The sequence below is a fragment of the Ferroplasma sp. Type II genome (assembly GCF_000496155.1).
This window is the reverse complement of the sequence record NZ_KI542687.1, coordinates 20753-45657: the sequence shown is the minus strand read 5'-3', so window position 1 is coordinate 45657 and position 24905 is coordinate 20753. Positions and strand designations below refer to the sequence as shown.

General features: G+C 38.8%; 25 protein-coding genes. 13 read left to right on the top strand and 12 right to left on the bottom strand.

Annotated features, from left to right (window positions below; all coding sequences use genetic code 11):
- The first annotated feature begins 38 nt into the window (after positions 1-38).
- Positions 39-311 (top strand): topoisomerase DNA-binding C4 zinc finger domain-containing protein, encoded by a 273-nt coding sequence (locus tag AMDU4_RS02065; RefSeq protein WP_290703911.1) that lies wholly within the window; start codon positions 39-41, stop codon positions 309-311.
- Positions 286-1155: a presenilin family intramembrane aspartyl protease PSH gene (locus AMDU4_RS02060; protein WP_290703908.1), complete on the top strand. Its 870-nt coding sequence runs from the start codon at positions 286-288 to the stop codon at positions 1153-1155. The genes AMDU4_RS02065 and AMDU4_RS02060 overlap by 26 nt, the downstream gene beginning before the upstream one ends.
- On the opposite strand, the gene purH is transcribed toward AMDU4_RS02060, so the two are convergent.
- On the bottom strand, positions 1152-2654 hold the full coding sequence (gene purH, locus AMDU4_RS02055; protein ID WP_021786314.1) for a bifunctional phosphoribosylaminoimidazolecarboxamide formyltransferase/IMP cyclohydrolase: 1503 nt from the start codon (positions 2652-2654) through the stop codon (positions 1152-1154). The genes AMDU4_RS02060 and purH overlap by 4 nt on opposite strands.
- Positions 2655-2816: 162 nt before the next feature.
- Between purH and AMDU4_RS02050 the strand changes: the two genes are divergently transcribed.
- The 4 genes from AMDU4_RS02050 (at position 2817) to AMDU4_RS02035 (ending at position 6567) form a co-directional block, all read left to right on the top strand.
- Positions 2817-3209, top strand: a complete 393-nt coding sequence (locus tag AMDU4_RS02050; protein ID WP_021786313.1) for a hypothetical protein — start codon at positions 2817-2819, stop codon at positions 3207-3209.
- 26 nt (positions 3210-3235) lie between these two features.
- Positions 3236-3736 (top strand): DUF5680 domain-containing protein, encoded by a 501-nt coding sequence (locus tag AMDU4_RS02045; protein ID WP_021786312.1) that lies wholly within the window; start codon positions 3236-3238, stop codon positions 3734-3736.
- Positions 3737-3805: 69 nt separating this feature from the next.
- Positions 3806-5221 carry an RNA-guided endonuclease IscB gene (gene iscB, locus AMDU4_RS02040; protein ID WP_290703905.1) on the top strand — a complete coding sequence of 472 codons (1416 nt, stop codon included), beginning with the start codon at positions 3806-3808 and terminating at the stop codon, positions 5219-5221.
- Positions 5222-5352: 131 nt separating this feature from the next.
- Positions 5353-6567, top strand: coding sequence for a methionine adenosyltransferase (locus AMDU4_RS02035; protein ID WP_021786310.1), 1215 nt, complete (start codon positions 5353-5355; stop codon positions 6565-6567).
- Between the two features lie 4 nt (positions 6568-6571).
- On the opposite strand, the gene rimI is transcribed toward AMDU4_RS02035, so the two are convergent.
- The 3 genes from rimI to AMDU4_RS02020 are packed head-to-tail and all read right to left on the bottom strand — an operon-like array spanning position 6572 to position 8447.
- The gene (gene rimI, locus AMDU4_RS02030) at positions 6572-7030 is read right to left on the bottom strand and encodes a ribosomal protein S18-alanine N-acetyltransferase (protein ID WP_021786309.1); all 459 of its coding nucleotides are present in this window, start codon (positions 7028-7030) and stop codon (positions 6572-6574) included.
- A 39-nt stretch (positions 7031-7069) separates the two neighbouring features.
- Positions 7070-7471, bottom strand: a complete 402-nt coding sequence (locus AMDU4_RS02025) for a DUF1634 domain-containing protein (protein WP_021786308.1) — start codon at positions 7469-7471, stop codon at positions 7070-7072.
- A complete protein-coding gene (locus AMDU4_RS02020) occupies positions 7455-8447 on the bottom strand; it encodes a sulfite exporter TauE/SafE family protein (protein ID WP_021786307.1) in 993 nt (330 codons plus the stop codon). The genes AMDU4_RS02025 and AMDU4_RS02020 overlap by 17 nt, the downstream gene beginning before the upstream one ends.
- Positions 8448-8786: 339 nt before the next feature.
- Between AMDU4_RS02020 and argF the strand changes: the two genes are divergently transcribed.
- A complete protein-coding gene (gene argF, locus AMDU4_RS02015) occupies positions 8787-9839 on the top strand; it encodes an ornithine carbamoyltransferase (protein WP_021786306.1) in 1053 nt (350 codons plus the stop codon).
- A gap of 4 nt (positions 9840-9843) precedes the next feature.
- Positions 9844-10701 (top strand): carbamate kinase, encoded by an 858-nt coding sequence (locus AMDU4_RS02010; RefSeq protein ID WP_290703902.1) that lies wholly within the window; start codon positions 9844-9846, stop codon positions 10699-10701.
- Between the two features lie 127 nt (positions 10702-10828).
- Here the strand turns inward: AMDU4_RS02010 and AMDU4_RS02005 are convergent, their stop codons facing one another.
- From AMDU4_RS02005 to acs, 3 genes are all read right to left on the bottom strand, one after another.
- On the bottom strand, positions 10829-12016 hold the full coding sequence (locus AMDU4_RS02005) for an MFS transporter (protein ID WP_021786304.1): 1188 nt from the start codon (positions 12014-12016) through the stop codon (positions 10829-10831).
- 111 nt (positions 12017-12127) lie between these two features.
- Entirely contained in the window at positions 12128-12784 is a 657-nt protein-coding gene (locus AMDU4_RS02000; protein ID WP_021786303.1) for an acetate uptake transporter, read from the bottom strand.
- 2 nt (positions 12785-12786) lie between these two features.
- Complete coding sequence (gene acs, locus AMDU4_RS01995) at positions 12787-14712, bottom strand: acetate--CoA ligase (RefSeq protein WP_021786302.1); 1926 nt, start codon at positions 14710-14712, stop codon at positions 12787-12789.
- A 383-nt stretch (positions 14713-15095) separates the two neighbouring features.
- Here acs and AMDU4_RS01990 point away from each other — a divergent pair, with 383 nt between their 5' ends.
- Positions 15096-15422, top strand: a complete 327-nt coding sequence (locus AMDU4_RS01990) for a hypothetical protein (RefSeq protein ID WP_021786301.1) — start codon at positions 15096-15098, stop codon at positions 15420-15422.
- 39 nt (positions 15423-15461) lie between these two features.
- Here AMDU4_RS01990 and AMDU4_RS01985 read toward each other — a convergent pair whose 3' ends face one another.
- Positions 15462-16607 carry a cytochrome P450 gene (locus AMDU4_RS01985; protein ID WP_021786300.1) on the bottom strand — a complete coding sequence of 382 codons (1146 nt, stop codon included), beginning with the start codon at positions 16605-16607 and terminating at the stop codon, positions 15462-15464.
- A 114-nt stretch (positions 16608-16721) separates the two neighbouring features.
- On the opposite strand from AMDU4_RS01985, the gene AMDU4_RS01980 reads away from it, so the two are divergent.
- Together AMDU4_RS01980 and AMDU4_RS01975 are read left to right on the top strand one after the other, a co-directional pair.
- Positions 16722-17498 (top strand): GtrA family protein, encoded by a 777-nt coding sequence (locus AMDU4_RS01980; RefSeq protein ID WP_021786299.1) that lies wholly within the window; start codon positions 16722-16724, stop codon positions 17496-17498.
- Between the two features lies 1 nt (position 17499).
- Complete coding sequence (locus tag AMDU4_RS01975; protein ID WP_021786298.1) at positions 17500-19353, top strand: hypothetical protein; 1854 nt, start codon at positions 17500-17502, stop codon at positions 19351-19353.
- Here the strand turns inward: AMDU4_RS01975 and hemB are convergent.
- From hemB to AMDU4_RS01960, 3 genes are all read right to left on the bottom strand, one after another.
- Positions 19283-20251, bottom strand: coding sequence for a porphobilinogen synthase (gene hemB, locus AMDU4_RS01970; protein ID WP_021786297.1), 969 nt, complete (start codon positions 20249-20251; stop codon positions 19283-19285). The genes AMDU4_RS01975 and hemB overlap by 71 nt on opposite strands.
- 123 nt (positions 20252-20374) lie before the next feature.
- Entirely contained in the window at positions 20375-21094 is a 720-nt protein-coding gene (queC, locus tag AMDU4_RS01965; protein WP_021786296.1) for a 7-cyano-7-deazaguanine synthase QueC, read from the bottom strand.
- Positions 21095-21116: 22 nt separating this feature from the next.
- Positions 21117-22052 carry a D-glycerate dehydrogenase gene (locus AMDU4_RS01960; protein WP_021786295.1) on the bottom strand — a complete coding sequence of 312 codons (936 nt, stop codon included), beginning with the start codon at positions 22050-22052 and terminating at the stop codon, positions 21117-21119.
- Between the two features lie 102 nt (positions 22053-22154).
- Here AMDU4_RS01960 and AMDU4_RS01955 point away from each other — a divergent pair, with 102 nt between their 5' ends.
- A complete protein-coding gene (locus tag AMDU4_RS01955) occupies positions 22155-22817 on the top strand; it encodes a DedA family protein (protein WP_021786294.1) in 663 nt (220 codons plus the stop codon).
- A gap of 31 nt (positions 22818-22848) precedes the next feature.
- Positions 22849-24087: an MFS transporter gene (locus AMDU4_RS01950; RefSeq protein WP_021786293.1), complete on the top strand. Its 1239-nt coding sequence runs from the start codon at positions 22849-22851 to the stop codon at positions 24085-24087.
- Here the strand turns inward: AMDU4_RS01950 and AMDU4_RS01945 are convergent.
- Entirely contained in the window at positions 24084-24683 is a 600-nt protein-coding gene (locus AMDU4_RS01945) for a 2,3-diphosphoglycerate-dependent phosphoglycerate mutase (RefSeq protein WP_021786292.1), read from the bottom strand. The two genes, AMDU4_RS01950 and AMDU4_RS01945, sit on opposite strands and share 4 nt — an antisense overlap.
- Positions 24684-24905: the final 222 nt, after the last annotated feature.

Here is a 24905-nt window from a genome sequence, read left to right as displayed (position 1 = left end):
ATTGATCCCACTGCGAGTACAACAAAAAGAAGCTTTCAGTGGGCAAATGCCCCTCTGACGGAGGAGATCTGATAATCAGGCAGTCAAGGTACGGGAAGCGTTTTCTTGGATGCTCAAATTATCCAAAATGCACCGTTACATACCCACTTCCGCAGAAGGGGATCATAGTGCCCACAGGTGAAATGTGCCAGTACTGTGGTGCACCGCTGCTTGTAATGGTAAATGGAAAGAGAAAATGGAAGTTTTGCCCCAACATGAAATGTGAATACAACAGGAAGGATAAGGTTGAAAAAAACAAATCAGAGAATTAACAGCGAGCTATTCGGGATTATACTGTTCGTGCTTTCCACGGCATTTGCACTTTACCTGTCCTTCAATTTGAATCAGGTTCCGGGAATAGCTCAGGAATCAAAGGGAATATCGTTCCTGTTTGTAATTTATTATATAGTTTTCATTGTCATATTTACAGCTGCAGCACTGTACATAATAAAAAGGCATGCACAGGTAATGAAGGCAATATTTATTGTATTAATCCTCTATATGATTTTCCTTGTATCATCCATAATTGCTGGCATAGTCTCAGTAAATCTACCGGAATACTATACAATAATAACAGTAATAACAGGATTCTTTGCATATATGCTCATATTCAGAAATGAATGGTATATAACGGATGCTGCCGGCCTTATCATGATTTCAGGTGCAGCAGGCATACTTGGAATACTGTTAAGGCCAGATATTGCAACAGCATTGCTTGTCGTCTTTGCCTTATATGATTATATCTCTGTTTACAAGACAAAACATATGGTCACCCTTGCCAAGGCTGCAGTGGACAACCAGTATCCCCTCATGTTTACATTGCCCTCTAACAGGAATATGAAAATAAAGGATTTGACATTCGACAACCGTGGCACACATTCAGTAATAATGCTGGGATTCGGGGACATGGCAATACCGGAGATACTCATAGTCTCATCGGCAATATACAATCCTCTTCACATTGCACTTTTTGCACTTCTAACCCTTGCAGGTGCAATCGGAGCCCTTGTGTTTTTATTTTTCTTTAACCACGGAAAGCCTGCCCCTGGGCTTCCATATATCAATACTGGAGTAATAATAGGTTTTCTCATTGCCATTGCAATAATAAGGATTTAATGCAGGAAAACCCTCTTACCTGTGAAATACAGCGGTATTTTGTATTCATTGCACCGTTTAATTACATCCTCATCCCTGATGGATCCTCCGGGCTGTATGATGGCATCTATACCATTTTTATAGCATTCAATCACAGAATCGTCGAATGGAAGGTATGCATCAGATGCCAGAACAGACCCCTTGACATTGGTTCCTCCACGCTCGATTGCAATTTTTAATGCCTCGATCCTCGATGTCTGCCCTGCACCTATGCCCACTGTCGTCCTGTTCTTCGCAAGAACCATGGCATTGCTCTTTGTATGTGCAACAACCTTCCATGCAAATTCGAGGTCTTTCAATTTTTCTTTGCCCGCTTCAGTACCGGATTTCAATTCCAGTTTTCCGTACCTGTAATCCAGCCTTGACTGCACAAGAACTCCGCCTGATACAGAGGAAATAGCCTTTTCAGGATCCTTCTCCATAGAGCATTTCAGTATCCTCATGTTCTTTTTCTTCTTTAAAAGATTTAATGCATCGCGGTCATATTCCGGAGCTATCAGAACCTCAATGAATTTTTTCTGCATTTCCCTTGCAGTGTCCATGTCCAGCTTCCTGTTCAGTGCAACCACAAATCCGTATGCCGATTCAGGGTCTGCATTGTATGAATTTATAAATGCTTCCTTCAATGTGTCCGCACTGGATATTCCGGAAGGGGTCCGGTGTTTCACTATAATAGATGTAATGTCGTCAAAATCCTGAACAGTTTCCAGTGCTGCATTTGCATCCAGTATATTGTTATACGAAAGTTCTTTCCCATTGAGCTGTATGCCATTGGGTATTCCATATTTTTCATTGAGTTTGAACATGTATGCCTCCTGATCCGGGTTTTCACCGTATCTGAGGTCTGACCTCTCATAACCATGTATGAACAGTTCCTCGGGCTGGCACCCATTCAATTTCCTGTAAAGCCTGTTATATATCTCTATATCATAGTTTGCAGATCTTGAAAATGCCCGGAGTCCAAGCAACTCACGGATTTTCATGTCTATTTCCCGGTTTTTCAATAATGCATTTTTTACCATACTGTAATCATCTGGATGTGAAAGCACTGCAACATTTTTATAATTCTTTGCTGCTGCCCTTATGAGTGATAATCCCCCTATGTCTATGTTTTCTATCATTGCCTGAAGATCTCCTGACTTGGAAGCTTCCACAAATGGATAAAGGTTGCATATAACCATATCAAAATCTTTGTACCCATATTTTGATAATTGTTCATTGCTCTCACCGTCCCTCTTTGAAAGTACTCCTGAAAATATGGCAGGATGCAGTGTTTTCACCCTTCCACCAAGAAGATCGTCAAAACCGGTAAGCTGGGAGGAATTGTTTGCACTAATATTATTATCTTTCAGGAATTTCACAGTACCCTCAGTACCATAAATTTCATCAATGTAATTTCCTATTGAACTTAAAAAATCTACCAGCCCAGTTTTATCATAGACACTTATAAGAACTCTCATAGAACCCTATTAAAAAATGTCTTAAATATTTATTGCAGGAAAATATGGCAATTTAAAAGCCTGTATAAAAAGAGCACATGCAGAATATAATTTTGCTTTCCTGTTGATATCTTTTCTGTCGTTATTCAAAGCCCTTTTATACCTGATTCTAATAGTTTGCCTATGGAAATATTCAAAAAGGAAAGAATTCTTGACACTACCAAAAGCCTGGATGATCTGGTTAAAGCGTTCTCAACCTATTTAACTAACAATGGGTGGAGGGTACAGAGCAACGTAGAATCTGAGAAGGCGATTTTACAGGCACAGAAGTTCGGAATTCTCAGAGGCTTGATAGCAGCTAACAGGGCATTAACCTTTGTATTCACCTCAGATGGTTCGCAAGTTAAAGTAGAAGTTGGTGTTGGCAAATTGCTAGGGGATATTGCAGTAACCGCAATAGAAGTAATCCTTCTTTCTGAAATATTTATCATTGTTGATGTCCCGGAAATAGCATGGTCAGACCATGTGGAGAAGGAACTATTGAATGAGCTGCAGAACATTGCAACACAACAATAATATTATTGATTTAAAATAAACTAAAAATGTTATCTGCCATATCACCATGCACATCCATGGATGAGGAGGATGTTATTAAATTTCTAGGTGAAGCCAGGATAAAAGGATATGCGTCCGGAAAACCCTATTCTCCAGGCAGAATAGAAGGATTCAAGGAATTTTCATATGCAGATGGAAAACTGAAATACACAGATATGTATTCCGGTTCTATTTTCTTTATCGGTCAGGAAACCATATTTGACAATAATACTCCGGTATGGGGCATGGTATATTACGGCGGAATTCTAAATGATGATTATGATGCCGGTGAAGTATATGACTTTCTTAGAAAGGCTTTAAGGGATATTCCAGAGGATCTGCCATTGAGAGGAAAAGAACTTTTCTCTGGCACTAAATTTGTATACAAAAATTCAGTACAGGGCGATATCTGGCATTTCATTGGCTATGAGGAAATTGAACATATGGAAAATACCATCTATGAACTGCATTATTCTGGAGGATATATCGAGTCAACTACCCCTCCCTAACGGAAGGGCATGTCCCGTGAGGAACAGCGCAAGAGTTGATTAGGGGGCTTTAAAAACATGGAGAAAAACATGAAAGAAAGGCAGAAGTTAGATCGGAGAGATACATACACACCTGCGGATGCTCCACAAGTCCGTGGCAACTGTGATCATACATTAAACAGAGAGGAAACTCTCAGTGTGCATGGTTTAAAAACCCCTTCTAACAACCCCGATGTGAAACTACAGTCAGGCATGACTGGACATGACCTGAGGGTTCCCGTCATAAACATGCGCAACGAACCTTTAATGCCGACAACACCAGGAAAGGCGAGAAAACTTTTAAAACATAACAGGGCAAGGGTGATAAGTTCCAATCCATTCACTATTCAGCTCCTCTATGCAACTGGAGAGACAAAGCAGCCAGTAACATTAGGTATAGATGCAGGATATAAGCACATTGGATTCTCTGCAGTCACAGAAAAAAGAGAATTGATCTCAGGAGAAGCTGTCATAAGAACGGATATACCGAAACTGAACGTGGAGAAATCCATGTATCGCAGGAACAGGAGAAACAGGCTGTGGTACAGGCAACCACGGTTCATGAACCGGGGAAATAATAGTAAGGGATGGTTTGCACCTAGCATAGATCATAAACTACAGACACACATAAGACTGATTGAGAAACTGAAGAGGATCCTTCCCGTATCCAAGGTTATTATTGAGGTTGCTTCATTCGATCAGCAGAAGATGAAGAATCCTGAGATAAGTGGGATAGAATACCAGCAGGGAGAACTTCAGGGATATGAAATCAGGGAATACCTCCTTGAAAAGTTCCATAGAAAGTGTGTGTACTGTGGAAAGACCAATGTACCCCTGGAGATTGAGCATCTCACACCTAAATCCAGAGGCGGTTCCAATACAGTAGACAACCTTGCCATCTCATGCCATGAATGCAATCAAAGGAAGAATAATTTAACAGCAGAAGAGTTTGGATATCCTGAAGTGAGAAAAACGGCATCGATGCCATTGAGAGATGCAACATTCATGAACACCGTAAGGTGGAAACTCACTCAGCTTACGGAAGCAATACATACATTCGGGTACATAACAAAGAAGAACCGCATATCCCCTGGGCTGGATAAGAGCCATGCCAACGATGCATTTGTGATTGCTGGAGGAACCACGCAGGCAAGATCCACTGTTTTTAATGTAACACAGAGAAGGAGAAATAACCGTTCTCTTCAAATAAACAGAAAGGGATTCAGGCCATCAATAAGAAGGAGAAGATACCCCTTACAACCCGGTGATGTAGTGGAATTCGGGGAGAGCAGATACGGCGTTGTTGGGGTTCATAGTTATGGAAATTATGTAATAATAAGGAATGGTGAAAAGAAGATGGATGTTAACATAAAGAAGGTAAAGTTGGTAAAATACGGCAAGGGACTGAGGTTCACTACCCAATTCCTCCACAAGCTATTGCATGGGATCTCTTTGGGGGGGAGTTAGATGAATATGGGAAATTAAATTTACGGTTAGGTACTATCCATAAAAATGATTCATGGTAATATTTATCAATAATCAGTAATTTCTATATCCTGTAGACAAAAGGTTTAAAAACATATATCCATGTGAGCCTTATGGAGTCACAATTAAAAATTGAAAGAAATATCCAGGTAGAGGCAATAAAGCAGAGCCCTACAATGAGCAGGGAAGTTGAAATTGTGGAGAGAAAGGGAATTGGCCATCCGGACAGCGTTGCCGATGGAATTGCCGAATCAGTAAGCAGGGCACTGAGCAAATATTATTTAAAGCAGTACGGCAGGATACTGCACCATAACACAGACCAGGTAGAGGTAGTTGGAGGACAGGCCGATCCAAAATTCAAGGGGGGAAATGTCCTTGAGCCAACATACATTTTATTGAGCGGGCGTGCAACTGCATCCGTTGGGGATGACAGGATACCGGTCAAATCACTTGCAATAAAATCCGCTAAGGATTATTTGAGAGACCATTTTCCAGATCTTGACATAGATTCGGATGTCATGATAGATTCAAGGATAGGAAATGGCTCTGTTGATCTAAGAGGGTTGTACGATACAAGAAAATTTAAGGCAAACGACACATCATTTGGGGTTGGATTTGCTCCATTCACAGATACTGAAACACTTGTTAAGCTTACAGAGAAATATATTAACGGTGACCTAAAAAAATCATTGCCTGCAATCGGCTATGATATAAAGGTTATGGGATTCAGGAAGGGAAAAACAATAAACCTCACAGTTGCAGCGGCATATGTGGACAAATACGTCAAAGACGCCTCTGAATATAACTCAATAAAGGATGAACTGGTAAGCAAAATAAAGGACAATGCTGTAAAATACACAGACAACGATGTGCAGGTATATGTAAATACCGGAGATATAAAATCAGACAGTGTTTATTACCTTACAGTGACAGGACTGTCCATGGAAAACGGCGATGACGGATCCGTGGGAAGAGGAAACAGGGTAAATGGAATAATTACCCCATACAGACCCATGAGCATGGAGGCAGCAGCAGGGAAAAACCCAGTAACACATGTTGGTAAGTTATACAATGTATTGTCAAACCAGATAGCAGACCAGGTAGTGAGCGAAGAGGGTGGAGACATAAAGGAAGTACTTGTCAGGATAGTTTCCCAGATAGGAAGACCTGTTGATGAGCCCCATGTGGCCTCACTCCAACTTATCTACGAAGACAATGTGGATCCATCAAAGCATAAAAACAACATCAGGGCAATAGCCGATGAAAAATTGGCACATATGGACAAATTGACACAGATGTTTGTTGATGGAAAAGCAGAAGTATTTTAATTTTTTATATTATTTTCCACATAAGGTATGCATCGGAGAGATCCGAATAATAATTTTTTAAAGTAGAAATAATGGAAAAGCCGTTCTTTTTGTAGAACTTGATTGCATCCTCATTGTCTGTACGCACCTCCAGCCTTATGGTGGAAAGCCCTGAACCCATCATGACATTAAGTTCCTGTGTCAGGAGCATTTTTCCAATTCCTGAACCACGGAATTCCTTTTTCACCGCAAATAAAAGAATTCGTCCTTCCGTTCCAGAATATTTTGCCCCTATGATAAAGCCCGAAACAGAGTCAAAATTATCGTATACTATGAATGCCTGTGGCCATGCCCTGTAAAGGTCAAGTATCAGGGATTTTGTATAATATTCTGACAGGGAACACTTTATTATATCCATTATGGTTTCACTATCCCTTATCTCGAATCCCCTTGCGTAACCAAAAAATGAGTTACCTGCGGCCATACTGCCATATATTGGTATAAAATATTATAATCTTTCCAATCACACTATGAATCTTGGTATAACCAGCATTGCAAAGAATAAATTGAATAGAACAATTGATGCCATTCCAACGTAAAGGTAGTTTTTGTCCTCAAGAAATGAAAGCCATCCTATGAATACCACGGTAATAGGGGTAAATATCAATACCCAGAGACCAACTGTTATGAAATAAAGCCCATCAATTTCCGAAAGTCCTGACAAAATTTTATTCAGTGAAACGGATCTTGAATCAATTCCGTGCGCAAGTGCATAATGATAATCGGACATCTGCGCAAGTGTGTATCCGTCTCCACCGTTTTTTGCGAATAATAGTATAACGCCTACTATAATAAATGACACACTTATCATTACACCTGCTTTAAGGAAATAGCTTATTATTATTTCATCATCGTGATTTTTCATTATTATCCCTCCACTCTTTTCTCTTAGAATTATAATACAGTAGAGATATTAAGACTATGGATATTATAATTGATATAAAGAACTGTATCATCAGTGAGAAAGTTATAATGAAATTTATCAGGTGAAGTCCCTTGAATACCATATCAAACCCGAGGAAAGACAGGATTGCAAAGAATATCCACCTTATATTTTCATTTGAAATCTTCACAAGAACCTTTGCACCGAAAAATGCGCCGATAAGTACACCTATTGCAGTGGCTGCGGCTATGAACAGATTTATATATCCCTCATACCAGTAAATGGAACTTCCAGTTGCTGCTGTTATTCCTATCATGAAATTGCTGGAAGTGGTTGTAACTTTCATGGGAAGATTCATTGCCCAGTCCATGCCCAGTACCTTTAATGCTCCGGAACCTATTCCCAGGAGCCCCGATACAAATCCTGCGAAGAACATTACTATTTCTCCCAGCCACCATCTGATGCCATGGTATTTTATTGTCTTTCTCAGCCTTTCGTCATAATAGGATCCGGTTAACTGAAATAATTTAGTGCTCCAGTCTGGTTTTGTCTCCGGTGGAATCTCCTTTCCTATTTTTTTTATTGTCGGTATTAATGAAAATAAAAGCACAAGACCAAAAATAACATAAACACTCCATATGAGTGAATGTTTATCTATAAAAATCAATGTCAGTGAGCCTACTATTGCACCTGTGGTGGTGGCAATTTCCAGTCCTATTCCTATTTTTATGTTAGCTATTTTTTTCTTTGTATATGCGCTTGCAGAACCGGCAGATGTTGCTATGGTTGATATAAGGCTTGCTCCAGCAGCAAAAATAAAAGGAATGCCGTAGAATAAAGTTAGAACAGGAACTAAGACGGTACCACCACCTAAACCTGTTAATGAACCGATAAATCCAGCAATAATAGAACCGAATACTATCAGGAGAAACTTCAACGCTATTAAAATTAAAGTCATTTAATCTTTATTACTTTACCATATTTATCGTTTGTTGATAGTAATTATGTTTATGATATGTGTGAAAATGTTCCAGTTATCTGGTTACTTATCCGTGAAACATTTATTTTAGGCAAGGCACTGATGCTCCTGGGAATATTCGAAATCAATTCGACAGAATTACATCGAGAAGTTTTTATTCCATATTTTCAGGAAGCGACCATAAAACTTACGCTGATCAGGAAAATAACTGAATGAATCACTGAAATCAAAAGACCTGGAGTACCTGAATGGCAGTGGGGTCTCATAAAGACAAAATTCAAATAGGAAGGATATTCAAAATTCATCTGGTCAGAATGTATGTTCCCATCCAAAAAAGAAATGTACGAGAACAGGATAGACACCTATGTCCTCAACCTTGAGAACATAACAGGCGGGTACGGTATAGTACACTGCATGACCGCCGCTATGGAAGTGATTAAAATGGCAAGATCGTTTTTGACATTGAAAGATGTGGATTCGGAAGAATTTATAGGAATGGTAAACAGAGCGTTGTATTATAAATCAATGATTGGTACAAAGAAAGCTGTAGTTCCAATATTGAAGGGAAAATATGCAGGACTTCTATTTGAGAAACCCTCAACAAGGACAAGGACTTCCTTTGAAGTGGCGTCTGAAAGAATGGGTGCACATACATTATATTTGTCATCAGACCAGATACACCTTTCAGGGGGAGAACCAGTAAAGGATGTTGCAAGAATGCTTGGTGGATGGCTGGATATACTTGTAGCCAGGGTTTTTGCACAGTCCACATTAACTGAACTTGCGAAGTATTCAGGGCTTCCGGTGATAAATGCATTGAGTGATTCCGAGCATCCAACACAGATGATATCTGATTTCCTTACGATAATGGAAAAGAAAAAAAATTTTAAGGGGTTAAAAATGACATTTATAGGAGACGGAACTAATAATATAACAAATTCTCTCATGATGACGTGCTCCATGACCGGAATTAATCTAACAATAGCTACCCCGGATGGCTACCAGCCGGATGCATCATACAAATCTGTAGCCGAAAAGATTGCTGCGAAGCAGGGCAGCACAGTAACTGTGACCCATGATGTTGCAGGAGGAGCAAAAGGATCGGATATACTTTATACCGATGTGTGGGTCAGCATGGGTGAGGAGGCACAAAGGCAGCAGAGAATTAAAGATTTCCAGGGATTCCAGATCAACAGTGATGTGCTGAAACTGGCAAAACCCGATGCAATAGTAATGCACTGCCTTCCGGCTGAGAGGGGACTTGAAATAACAGATGATGTCATAGAGGGAAAACAATCCGTGGCATGGCAACAGGGTGTCAATAAGATATACGGTGCTGCAAGCAGCATTGAATGGGCAATGAGGGATTGATACTGTGGACCGTATAGTGATAGCCCTTGGTGGCAATGCACTAGATACTGGAAAATCAAGCATAATGGAACAGATAGGAAAAGCCTCTGAAACATTTATCAGATTGTCAAATGTCATAAACAGCAATGAAGCCGTGATAACCTACGGGAATGGGCCACAGATAGGGGAAATATACCACAAAACATCTTATCCTCTGGACATAAGCGGAAGCATGTCACAGGGACTCCTCCTGCACATTCTTTCCATGGCATACAATCCACTCCAGCTTTCAGGAAAACTCAAAAAGAGCGCTGTTCCTATTCTGACACATACTTTTATTGATAAGGATAAATACACATTAAAACCAATCGGCCCTTTTTATGACCATAAAATTGATGATTCCTATGCCATGGAAATTAACAAGGGTTACAGAAAAATGGTGAAGTCCCCTGAACCCACAGGCATAATGGAAATAGATTCAATAACATATTTAATGTCCAATGGCTATTTACCACTTGCTGTTGGGGGAGGAGGTGTCCCCGTGGAGAAATTAGATACAGGATATGCAGGCTTTGAAGGTGTCGTTGACAAGGATTTGAGCTCATCCCTCCTTGCAAACCAGTTAGCGGCAAAGAAGCTTATCATTATTACAGATGTAAATAATATATACCTGGACTTCAAAAATAAAATCGACCCTATCAACAAAATAGGCTACAGTGAATTACTCTCTTATTACAATAAAATAAACTTTGAAGAAGGTACAATTAAGCCAAAAATTCTTGCTTCACTTAAATTCATAGAAAACGGTGGAGAAAAGGTCTATATTACATCTATTGACAATATAGATAATATGGAAACTGGAACAGTCATTGAAAAGGGATAAAACAAATTAGGGTCCTCCAACATCTGAGGTGATGTTTAGAGTAAATAAAATCCAGATAATCCTGATATTATTGAAATCAAGTTTAATGATGAAGGATGTATGTTATGAAAGTCCGGTGGTTCATTGATTATTTTATTAATGCTTTGTTACTTCCCATTAAATCGTTATCTTTCCAGTATTTTTTTATTATTATAGATAAGGAAATTACAATTGGTATTATAAGTATGGCAAAGGTTTTCTCGAAACCTATGTATGGTATTATTGCTGCAAATATCAGGGGTATAACCATAAAAAGGCTCATATTATATGCATAGTAATAGGAATTTACTGCATTCCTTTCCTCGATTGTAGACCCTCTTGCAATTTGTACCGTTGATATTGGGAATATGGAACCATGAGGTATGCCGAGAACCATCATAAGGATCAGAAAATCTGTATAGTTCGGAAGGAATGGAAAGAGTGCAAGGGCAACAATTGTAATTCCTGGAGCAATTATCAATGGTATCCGGAGATTTCTTATAGGTCTTATACTCAAATATATTCTTGTGAATAGTGAAACGGTAAAAAAGAACACAAATGGAAGATAAGCCATATAACTGCTCACGTGAAACCTTGTTTCCGCAAATATTGCAAGAAATACGGTCAGTGCTGCGAACGGCACATTATAGGTTGTAATGGTAAGAACAGATGAAATGAAACCCTTATTATGCCATACATATCCACCATGCGTTTCCTTTTTGTTCTCTGGGAATTCCATGAAAAACGATGTTATAATCCCTATAATGCCAAGAGGAACAAAAAATAAAAAGAGCGTTCTGTAATATATTATGGTAAGTAGATAAGTCTCCAGTGAAGGTCCGAATACAAGGCTGAAGCTTAGTCCAACAGCATATATGCCAAGCAATCTTTCCCTGCCCCTTTCATTGGGATATAATGAAGCGGAGGTTATTATATTCGGCAATATTATGCCATATGCAATTCCTATAAGGAAAGATATTATAAAGACGCTGACATCCCCGGATAAATAATACAGTAAAAGAAAGCCTGTAAGTGCAAAATTGGCTATAATAAAAATTTTTTTTCTGAGCCCAGACTTCAAGAGTGGATTCAGAAACGCTGTTGCCAGCACAGTGCCCAGATATATGATTGCGGTCACCAGTGCAGTGGCAATATATGAGAAGTTAAGGACATATTTGGAGAAGAGTGGCACAGTGGTGACAACCATGTTATTGGTAGACCTCATCGATATTCCCATGAGTATTAACACTGTTGAATAGAGAATGAATAACTTTTTGCCTGCCACCTGATTATTCATGTATGATTAGTGCTTGATTTTATTTATATGATTTCTTGTCAGCTAGAAGAACATTTAATCTTCTGTGAAGGGAATGGAATTCCCTGTGTTAAACGTTAAAAAAAAATAAAATTATTTTTTAAACAGAGCAGGTCCTAATGGAACTAAGCCTTCTTTTACAGAATTACTGACTATGGCAAAGCTTGTGTAAACTGCAAAGAATGCTGTCAGGAATCCAAACACCCCTCCCAGGCGGGTCAATGTGGTAGATGAATAATATGCTCCGAACCCAAGCATAAAGAATGCAAGCCACAGAAACAGAAATGTGAGATTCAACGACAGGTTCAATCTAATAGCACTGGCCCACATATATAGTGTAAACAGTCCCCATAATATCAAAGCAATACCGAGGGCGGTTGCAGGTATGGTTATTATTTTCATTGAGGCAAATAAGACAAGGAATCCATAAAATAACCAGAATGACCCATAACTGGTGAAGGCAGTGAAGCCAAATGTATTTCCACGACGCATTTCAAATGCCCCTGTGAGCAACTGGGCAAATCCTCCATAACTAAAAGCCAGTGGCATTACCACTGAAACTGCAGCTACTGAAAGTATCCCAGCATTGACAAAGCTTAGCAAAAAGGTTGTAAATCCGAATGCCGCAAGCCCTAATGGTGCAGGATCAGCCAGAAACGATTTATTTATCTGATTTACATTCAGGGGGTCTTCTGTCTTAATTTTATTTATTGCTACGTTCTCATTTTTTATGTCTTTATTGTTTTCCATGATTAATCACCTTCCTCCTTTTTTATTATTTCAACAGCTTTTTTTATTTCCTCAACTGATGCTTCGTTTTCAAGGGTGCTTATATCTCCCGGAAGCTGATTCAGATAAACTGCCTTTATGACCCTTCTCATTATTTTCCCAGATCTCGTTTTTGGAACAGCGTCTACTATATGTATCTCCTCAGGAACCATAATTGGGCCAAGGTCCGCCCGCACCCTTTTTTTAATGCTGTTTATAACCTCAACGCTTTTTTCATATCCATCCTTCAGGGTTACAAAAGCGATTATTGTATCACCTTTTACAGTATCTGGCTTTCCAAAAACTGCTGCCTCTGCGACCTCTTTCATTGCAACGAGTTCATCTTCCACCTCTATGGTTCCTATTCTGTGCCCGGAAACCTTCAAAACCTCATCGCTTCTCCCCAGTAACCAGTAATATCCATCTTTGTCCTTAATTGCATAATCACCCATCAGATATTGTTCCGGGAATTTAGAGAAGTACACATCCATGTATCTTTTCTCATCGCGGTTCACAGTGAGCATTAATCCAGGCCATGGTTTCCTCAATACTATATATCCTTTCTCCCCATCTTTGACCTCTTTTCCATCATCACCATATATTACTGGGTCTATTCCAGGCATTGGAAACGTTGCCGAACCAGGCTTTAGATCTGGTAAACCAAGATGTGCTGAGGGGGCAATGGTAAAACCACCGGTTTCTGTCTGCCAGTAAGTATCTATTATGGGGCATCTGCTTTTACCTATGACATCATAATACCAGTGCCATGCTGCAGGATTTATGGGTTCGCCAACAGTTCCCAGAGTCTTAAGGGAAGAAAGGTCATGAGATAGGGGGTATTTCTCTCCGTATTTCATTAAGAGCCTTATTGCTGTGGGAGATGTATATAATATATTCACACCATATCTTTCTATAATGTCCCACATACGGTCGGGCTTAGGGTAATCTATAGCCCCTTCGTACATTATTGATGTCATTCCCAGAAGAAGCGGAGCAAAAACAATATAACTGTGCCCGGTTATCCATCCTATATCAGCTGCACACCACCAGCGATCTTCGTCCTTTGGATTAAAGCCCCATTTTAGCGTGTTTGCAACCCATACAGGATATCCACCATTACCATGTACTATTCCCTTGGGCTTTCCTGTAGTGCCTGATGTGTAGAGAATAAATAGGGGATCACTGGAATCAAGTTCTTCCGGTTTCACGTATCCATCCTCAAGAATTTGATCATAGTAATAATCCCTGCCAGATTCCATATTTATTTTGTTATTGGCGTTTTTCACCACTATTACATTATCCACGCCCTTACTGAGATCAATTGCTGCATCCACTATTTTTTTCAGTTCTATAATTTTACCCTTTCTGAATCCCCCATCGGCTGTGATTACAGTTTTTGAATTGGAATCATCAATCCTCTGTGCAAGTGCTTCTTCACCGAATCCGGAGAATACGACATTGAATACTGCTCCGATTCTTGCACAGGCAAGCATGGCTATTGGAGCCTCCAGTATCATGGGAAGGTATATTGTAACCCCATCCCCTTTTTTTATGCCAAGGTTAAGCAGTGCCTTTGCAAATGCATTCACACGTCTGTACAGACCGTAGTATGTAACAACTTTTTCCTCCCCTTTTTCTGGAACCCATATATAAGCAACCTTATTTCTCTTTTCATTGTTGGCATACCTGTCCAGGCAGTTATATGACATATTGGTTTTTCCATTTATAAACCATCTGTAAAATGGCTTCTTTGAGTCATCAAGAACCTTATCAAAGGGACTGAACCAGTCTATGATTTTGGCTTTCTCTTTCCAGAAGCTTTCAGGATTTTCCAGCGATTCCTTATATTCCTGTCTATATCTGGCGAGGCCTACCCGATATTTTTCATCCATGGGCAATGTTTCGTTCATAATAAAATATACACTTATACATTATTTAAATATTTCTATAGTATTATAAATACGTCATATGTCTATTTATTCATACTAAAAATGCTAGTTTAACTTTTTAAACTATACATAAAATTACCATTTTGTCGAGCTTTCTTTAATTTAGCAGATTTAGAACTTTTAATGGAAAGACAGTGTATTTCTAAATTAATATGCCTTAACAATCGTGAATTTTTAACCTATATTAAATAAATGCAACAACTAAATCTTATATCGACATTTGATATATAAGAAATTTGTATTTATCCAATATGATAATATTTCAATAGTGTGATAGTATAGTATACTTTGGAAATGTTTAAATATTATAATGAAATACTCTTATGCTTAAGGAGGTGTTTAGTATGGAAACTGAAAATACTCAGATAGAAAGAAAAATGCCTGCCAAAAAGGAAAACAGATATGATTTCCAGAAATCTGACATAGAAAAGGAACCTATGGTCAGAATGGAGGAAATTGCCAAACAAATATCTGTTACATGGAAAAATGCCAGTCTAAGGATTGCAGATGTGAAGAGGCTTATACCATATCTTGCTGCCCAGGCTTTTGTCCAGACAGGGGAATCCGAGGATGACATACTGGATTATATAGACGGATATTTCAAGCCTGCGCTACTTGAATATGTATACAGCATACGCAATTCAGCCAAATTCAATCTAATTGAGAATTAAATTTTATTGAGTTTTTTATTTGCCGGTTCATCCCGGTATCTAATTTTCATTTATTTTTAAATTAAGTTTTCTGAAACCATACATTATATCACTGTCTATCCGGTCATCTGGAGAGGGCTTTATGATACTGTATGAAGGCACCGCCTTTGAAAATTCCTCTAGTGCTATTCTTGCTTCCAGCCTTGCAAGTGGTGCCCCGAGACAAAAATGCACACCATGTCCGAAGGCTATGTGCCTTTTTTCAACCCGGTGCGGATTGAATGCATCCCCTTCCCTGAATATCTCCTCATCCCTGTTTGCAGAACCAAGGTATAATGCCAGTATGTCATTTTTAATAATCTCCACTCCACCTATCTCTGTATCTATTTTAGAATATCTCCTGGTTGATTGCACCGGTGACCGGTATCTCAAGGTTTCTTCCACAACCCATGGTATAATGGAGGGATTCTGTCTCATTTCGGGGTATATGCCTGGATTTTCATATAATGAGAATATGGCATTTGTTATGAGATTTGTTGTGGTTTCATTTCCTGCTACCAGAAGCAGAATTGCAAATCCGGCAATTTCCATGTCGGAGAGTTTTCTGCCGTCCATTTCAATGGTGGACAGTCTCGATATAAGATCGTTCTTATCAGAGTTTCTGTCAATCTTCTTATAGAAATAATCCGCCATCTGATTCTGTGTTTCAATATCAGGTCCCCTGCCAAGAGATGTGGCAAGCTTATCCGACCAGTCACGGAAGAATACGGAATCCGACTCAGGCACACCCATCATCTCTGAGATAACCGTTATGGGCAACAGGTATGAAAGATCTGAAACTATGTCTGAATTATGTTTTTCAACAATTTCGTGGACAAGTTTTCCCGCAATTTTCCTTATACGGGGTTCAAAGAGATCTATGCTTCTGGGGGTAAATGCACCACTGACAAGGTTCCTCAAAGTTGTATGCATTGGTGGATCCAGAAGGAGAATGCTTGGTGTTGTTTTCTCATTAAGCAATTCTGCCAGTTCCCCACCCAGAAGGTCCCTGAACTGTGATGAAAAGTTCTGATGGTCTGAAAGAATTCTGGAAATATCACTGTATTTGAAAATGTGTATCATATTCCCCTCTCTGAATACCGGTGAATTCTGCCTCATTTCACGGTACCATTCAAATGGCTCTTCTTTATAAGTGGGTATATGCATGATTTAATATTGCCATTTCATATATTATATTGCTCATAAAGAAATTGAGGAAATTATCCCTGAATTTTTTATTTAATCAATAAAAATAAAAAGGATTGTACTATCACTTTATAAATGATTCAGAAATATTACAATGGCAAACCGTCATACGGCGATGATTTTGACTATATCCTCATATCACGCATGAAGCTGGATAAGGAGACATCAGACAATATCCTCCATGATGTTTACTCCAACAATTACGACATGGCATTACTGTTTGGCAGACAAGGAATTATTGCGTTCATCTATGGCATACTGATAAAACTCTCACTTTCGGTCAAAAAGGGGAAAATACTTCCATTCGGCACAATTTACTCGAAAAATGCCTATGATTATCTTCTTTCAAAAAATATTATCCCAGACATGGAAAAAAATATGATACTGGGAAATGTGCTTCTAATAAAAAACCGCAGCTTTCAGTACAAATCATTCTATACGAATCTGAAATGCACTGAAAATATACGCTTTAAGGATTTCCTTGACCTCACAATTAAGCGGGGAAATATGTTCAAATATGTTATTGTAGGGATTTCTGGGGTGTTTGTTAACGAGGGCATGCTATTACTCCTTCATGTCCCACTTGGACGGGTTTTGAGCATCATACCTGCAATAGAGGTTTCAATCGTCTATAACTTTGTTTTGAACAATAGATTTACATTTCACGGAAGGGGCCATTTTTACCTGAGGCTCACAAAATACAATTTATTCAATCTCATAGGCTTTGGCGCTAACCTTGGCGTTTACTATTCCGCACTGTACTATAAAACCAATATATATGTAGCAGATTTCCTTGGCATACTGGTGGCGTTCATAATAACATATACAACTGCCACCATGATAGTGTGGTAATATGGAAAAAACAGAAAGCATGGAAAGAATACAGCGTATTATAATAAACGAAACAGCGACAGTTCTTATTATTTCCGCTTTTGCTGCGTTCGGACTATTCGGGTATCTTAACATTTTTGCCATAGCTCTGGAAACCACATTGCTTGTATTTGCATTCATATTGCTGCTCATATCCAACCTCAATGGCAGATATAAATTCAACCCATTGTACATCCAGGCCTTTGTATATTCTACCATGCTGGAGGCTGATCTGGTAATCATGATGGCTATTTCCAATCCATTTTTTAAGTATACCCTTATTGCAGTAGCAACCATATCCCTCATATTTGCTTCCTATAAGTTCTATAAAGACCCTTATTCCTACGATATCTTAAGAAATATAGAAAACAGGGTAAAACAATTATACATTATTATAGCAGCTGCATTCCTTATAGCTGTATCAGCAATAGCCATGCTAGCAGTATTTGCGCCCACAGATGAATTTCTGATAGACCTCTACTCCGCAATGCAATTCATGCATGGGTTAAATCCATACAATCCTGCAACCACAGCTGGCGTGTTTCTTTACTTCAAAAGCTTCAATATGGATCTGAATGTTACGCCCACAATGTACGGGAAAGACATAACTCTTCTGGGATATCCTTCACTGGCATTTCTGATTTACATACCATATGTCTATGTGGGAAAATTTGCAAACCTTATAATCTCTGCCGTGGCTTTCATACCATTTATTATTATATATAGAAAATTTAATGACAAAAAGATGGGGCTGTACGCCATGCTGGCACTGCTTGTCAACGTAATATTCCTTTACAGTGCGGCATTTTCACTGGTCGGGCTTGTGTGGGTTGTATTCCTGATGGCATCATATTACTTCAGAAATGAGCCAACGTACTCCGGGATATTTTTTGGACTGTCCCTATCTGCAAAACAGTTTCCTGCACTGATTTTTCCCTTCATGTTTTATATGATCTACAGGGAAAAAGGCATTCTTGAAGCCATTAAATGGACTGTGTCAGCATTCCTTATATTCATGCTAATCAATGGTTATTTCATTATAAGGTCTCCAGCACTCTATTTTAAAGACATACTTTCTCCAGAAATAATGAAGCTCATAGGAATAGGATTCGGGCCATCCCAGCTTTCATTCCTTAATTTTGTTCATATTCCACCTCAACTGTTCACTATTATTATGGTGCTTTCATTAGTGGCATTTTTTGTTCTATATATTAGACATTATGACACCTTGAAATTTGATCTCTTTGTATTTCCTGTATTGATACTTTTATTTAATTACAGGCTTCTCATAACCTATGTGGCTTTCTGGCCTCTTATATCCATAATATCCATAGAGGACATAGATTATGGCAGAAAACTTTCCATTAACAGGAAAATTATCAGGCACTATGCAACCTATGCTCTTGCCATACTGATTGCTATCCTTGTTGTTGGAGCCTATTTCGGGGTGCATCCGGAAGAAAATGTGAAAGTTAATTCTATAAGCCTTGATTTGTTTCATGGAAAGGTAAAAAAGATATTTGTGAGTGTTGCATATACGGGCAAAAAATCCGAGAATATATATTTCAGGGGTATAATAAACGAAACCAGCTATAACGGGCTGCTGTTCAACTATTCGGGAAATAAATTAATTCCGGGTGCCACAACAAATATAACACTTTATCCGGTACGGGGTGAAACAATTCCCGATAATATTACCATCGATCTGATTGCATACAATGGCACAATACAGGGGTCATCAACATACAGCATATACCAATGGAAGGTTATGCCCTACCATGATTTGCTATATAATCCTCCGCAAAATAAGTTATCGCTAAATCAGAGCCTGCCCTGAATAGTGCAATTAAAGCCTCGTTTATGGCATCCGGAGCCAGGCTTCCTGATAATACCGCATTTTTTATCATGCTGTATTCCCCGCTAACCATATATGTTGCCAGGGGTTTTTTATAGAGTTGTTTTGCACGGTAAATCACGTCAAGGTAAAATAAAGCAGGTTTTACCATTATTATATCTGCCCCTTCCTTTATGTCAAGGCTTATTTCATTCATGGCCTCATCTCCATTTCTGTAATCCATCTGGTAGCTCTTTCTGTCACCGAATTGTGGGGCGGAATCGGCAGCATCCCTGAAAGGCCCATAGAGATTGGAGGCGAATTTGGAGCTGTATGCCATAATAATTGTATTAATGTATCCACTGGTGTCCAGGGCTTTGCGTATGGTTCCTACCTGGCCGTCCATCATTCCAGATGGAGCAATGATGTCCACGCCCGCTTCGGCATAGCTTATAGCCTCTTTTCCATAGATATCAAGTGTTTTATCGTTGTCCACATATCCATTGGATATTATTCCACAGTGCCCAGTATCCGTATACTCGCACAGGCACAAGTCGGCTATAACATTCAATTTTGTATTGGCCTTTGCTGATCTGATGGCTTTCTGTACTATGCCATTATGGTCATAGGATGCTGTCCCTGAGGAGTCTTTTTGTGCAGGAATTCCAAAAAGTATGATATTTTTCACACCTATATCCTCTAAATGCCCTATATATTTTTCATATTCCTTCAATGAATATCTGTATATGCCTGGCATGGATTTTATTGCAGTTTTACTTTTTGCTGTCTCATCCACAAACACAGGCATTATGAGCTTGTCAGGATTTATGGAGGTTTCGGTGAAGATATCCCTTATATTGCTATTTAATCTGTATCTTCTCATTCGTTCAACTGGAAACATAAGCATAAATATGGTTAATTGCTAATTAAATATTTTCAATTACGATAAGAGTATATAAAACAGTATAAAATTGGCTGGAATTAAATCAATATCATTTCATTTTTGAAATAAAGCATTCCAGGATTAGAGTTTTCCATTCAATTTAAGATATTTTTCATAGAATTCCGGATATGCCTCATATTCTACATCGTCGAAATCATTTGCTTCCATGAACCCTTTCAACCGCAGTATGCAGGAATCACATTTCCCACATGCCTTTTCTCTTCCATTGTAACATGACCATGTAAGATGATAAGGAACTCCAAGTTTTCTGCCCAGCCTTACTATATCTGCCTTTGTTAGGTATTGTAAGGGCACCCTTATCCTGAATCCCTTTTCTATGCCATATTCAGTGCCAAGATTCAGGGTTTTCTCCATGGAGTTAAAGAATTCGGGTCTGCAGTCCGGGTATCCGGAATAATCTATTGCATTTGCACCTATAAAGATAGAAGAAGCCTCTATGGTTTCCCCGTATGCAGCTGCAAGTGCCAGAAATGTGGTATTTCTTGCCGGAACATAGGTGACCGGTATTTCCTTTTCAATATTTTCCATATCCCGTTCAGGAACTTTTATGTTATCGGTGAGTGCAGATCCACCTATTTGCTTCATATCCATGCTAATTTTCTTGAGTTTCAATCCATAGTGCCTGCATATTTCCTCAGAGCTCCTTAATTCTCTTATATGTCTCTGGCCGTAATCAAAGCTCAAAGGATAAACAGTGTAACCACTATCTATTGCATATGCCAGTACAGTCGGAGAGTCAAGCCCACCTGAAATTAATACAACAGCCTTTCTGTTTTCCATGGAGGATAATTATGGAAAGGTATTATAATTTATATAGAGGTTCCCTGCCATTGAGCACATTTACCAGGTTTGTTACAGCAGTTTCAGCCATTTTGTCTCTGGTTTCATATGTTGCACTTCCCAGGTGTGGCGTGGCAACAACATTGGGAAATGCGAGAAGTGGGTTTGAATTTGTCACGGGCTCACTTTCGAAAACATCAAGGGCAGCTCCCCTAATAATGCCCTCTTTCAATGCCCTTGCCAGATCGTATTCGTCTACAATTTTGCCTCTTGTGCCATTTATGAGAAATGCTGTTTTCTTCATCTTTGATAATTTTGCATAGTCAATAAAATGGTATGTTTCCTCGTTCAGGTCAAGTGCTATTGCCACATAATCTGATTGGGAAAGCAGGGAATCAAGACTGGTGAAATCAGCAGCAACATCATGCCTGTGCCTGCTATAGTATATAATATTCATATCAAAACCGGATGCCCTTTTAACAAGGGCTTTCCCTATTCTTCCCATGCCTATTATTCCCAGTGTTTTTCCATGTATTTCGCTGCCAAGCATGAATGTGGGATTCCATCCTGCTTTCCAGCCATTTTCCCGGATAAGGTTATTTCCTGATACAATATTCCTGGCAACAGCAATCATAATCCCAAAAATTAGATCTGCTGTGGCATCTGTAAGAACCTCAGGTGTATATGTCACCATTATCCCCCTTTCCCTGGCGTAGTCAACATCTATGTGGTCATAACCTACGCTATAAGTGCTTATGACCTTTAATTTTCTTCCTCTGTCTATTATTTCCTTATCTATTTTTTCATTAAGTGTTATGAGCATCCCCTCAGCATTTTCTATGTTAGAAAGTATCCATTCCCTCATATCACCCGTTCCAGGAAAAAATTCGACTTGAATATTCTTCTCACTGGCAAGATAATTTCCGGGTATATGTCTTGTGGCAATAACGTTGTACATAGAACAATAATTAGCAAAGGCAATAAAGAATTTTCCATGGATTAATTATTTATCTTTTATTAACGTAAAGATTAATTATATGGTATAAATGTACCTAATAAATTGAGCTTACTTACACCAATTACAATAGAACTTGTTAAATTCGTTGAGATAATAATCATTAAAATGGGGCTTTTAGGTGTATTTTTTCTGATGCTCCTTGAAGGAATGTTATTACCGGTCCCATCTGAGGTTGTCATGACGTTTTCTGGATATCTGGCTTTTTATGGATTACTTGATCCATTTGGATCGTATTTTTCTGTTATACTTCTTCTACTTGCAGGTTCTATAGGTGATCTTATAGGGGCATGGATAGCATACTGGATTGGAAAATATGGCGGAGACCCCTTCATATTAAGATATGGCAAATACTTCTTCCTTAAAAGTGATACTATTGACAGAACAAAGATGTGGTTTAACAGATATGGTGACATCTCAGTTTTCACAACAAGATTCTTGCCTGTCCTCCGTACTTTTATATCAATACCTGCAGGAATAGCTACCATGGACTTCAGGAAATTTTCACTGTATACACTCACTGGTGATATTATGTATAATATTGTCCTTATATATCTAGGAATATTATTTGGGTCTAACTGGAAAGTTCTTCTGAAGTACTTTACAGAACTTTCATATGTGGGTGGGGCAGCATTTATGGTGGTTATAGTGTATTTTATATTCAGAATTCTAAAGAACAGGAATAAGGGCATAAAGTTAGACAAATAAATAATATACTAATAAACACTATAGGAATTATATGTTTTCTGACTCTGCAAACATAGTAAATAAGTCTTTTCGTTATTTGCTTATTTCAAGAGCAATGAGGAGTTCAGCTCTAATATTTGTTACTCTTGCCCTTCCTTTATATCTTCACTTCCTTCATTTTTCTCTAATTTTCATAAGTCTGATTTATATTCCAATAATATTATTTAATGTAGTTCTTGTATTGATTCTGGGCAGACTCGGAGATACTATAGGATATTCCAAAATACTGTTTATCAGTGAAGCATTTCCAGTTGTAGGCCTATTGATGCTCTCCATATCCACTAATATATATATCATAGCAATAGGTGCTATAATAGCAGGAATAACCGGTGGGGCAGGTGGAATGAGAGGGGCATTTTCACCTGGCATGATGGCTTTTGTCGCAAACAATTATCCTGGAGAGAGTGAGCGTGTTGACAGGATTTCCCTCCTTACAGCCACGGCATCCTTCTTTTCGATCTTTGGCGGATTATTCATGGCACTATATGGGTTCATATCGAACATAATAGGCGTTCTTGGATTTTACCGGCTTTTCTTCATAGTATCATTTCTGCTCATTCTTGGATCACTTATAGCCCTGTCAAGGCTACATGAGTACAGAAGGCCGAAAAAAACTACCAGAATAATGAAAAAAGCCAGTTTCAAGTATCTTATACGGATTCTACTGCCAAACAGCGTAAATGCCGCCGCCATCGGAATAGCAATGCCCCTGCTTCCCCTTTTCTTTGCATTAAAATTCCATATAGATCCGGGGATGATTGGGTATATATATACTGTGGCATACATCTCCACGGCAATAGGTTCCTTTGTTTCAGGCAGATATATTAATGGCAACATTGATTCTCTCAAAATGGCATCTATAGCACATATACTTCAGGGAGCCTTATTTATTGTAATAGCCTTTACACCTTTTCTGCTAATTGCCGCTGCCATATATGTGGGAAGAATGGCAGTAGCCGGAATAGGCGCCCCAATGAGAGGTGCAATAAACGTTAGAGGCATAGATAAGGAAGATTATGGTACTTCCACATCACTACAGGGAGTTTCAGGCAGAGGCTCTCAGCTCACAACGGGTGCATCCGGTTATCTTATGGATATTAATCTTGCATTTCCATTGATAATTGGGGGTAGTATACAGGCCATTGGTGGAGTCCTTTACTACGTTATGGTTAAAACCTGGCATCCTGACAAAAGTTCTGGTGGCAGAAAACATCATGCAAAAGTAAATTAAGAAAATACGGATTTTATTTTTTCATCTAGGTTTATAGCACCAAGGCATAATAATTTCATAGGTTCTTTCCCAACAACGGTCATTGATGCATTCTTAATGGCCATCCCAAAGCTTTCTCCCTCAGAAAATCCGAGGTAATATGAAGCTATAGCCCTTATGGGATCTGAATGAGAAACAAATATGTATTTCCCTTTATAATCATCCATACAGGATTTCACACGTTCCTGGAGATGTTCCCAGGTTTCCATGCCAAGTGTTTCCCTGATATTGCCTGTTATATGTGAATTTGGGTAGAGACTATCCAAAAATTCGTTAATACTATGTCCCTGTGCCTTGCCAAGGTAAACCTCCTTTAGCCTGTCATCAATACTAATATCTAATCCCACATACTTTGAAATGATGTTAGCGGTGTCGTAGGCTCTCTTAATGGGACTGCTCACTATTCCATCAAATTTAAGTCCACTTAACTGTTGAGCAGTCCGTTCCGCCTGTTTTTTACCAGTGTCTGTGAGTGTATTGTCATCTACATCATCCGATAGTATTTTTGCCACGTTTATGTTGCTTTCACCATGTCTGATAAATATGTATGAGTTCATAGACATGGATAAATTAGCTATTAATAAATATGTTTAAAGAATGTTACCGTACCCACATATACTGTAATTCCATAATTGTTTCCATTTTAAACGAAAAAATAGACCGATAAATCGTGCCTAAATTTATGCCTGATTTTGTGCATTTATATTTTTCACTGAATGTCTGTATGAGATTGCCAATAATCAAACAATTCTAATTAACCCCCAGGAAGGAAGCTGGAT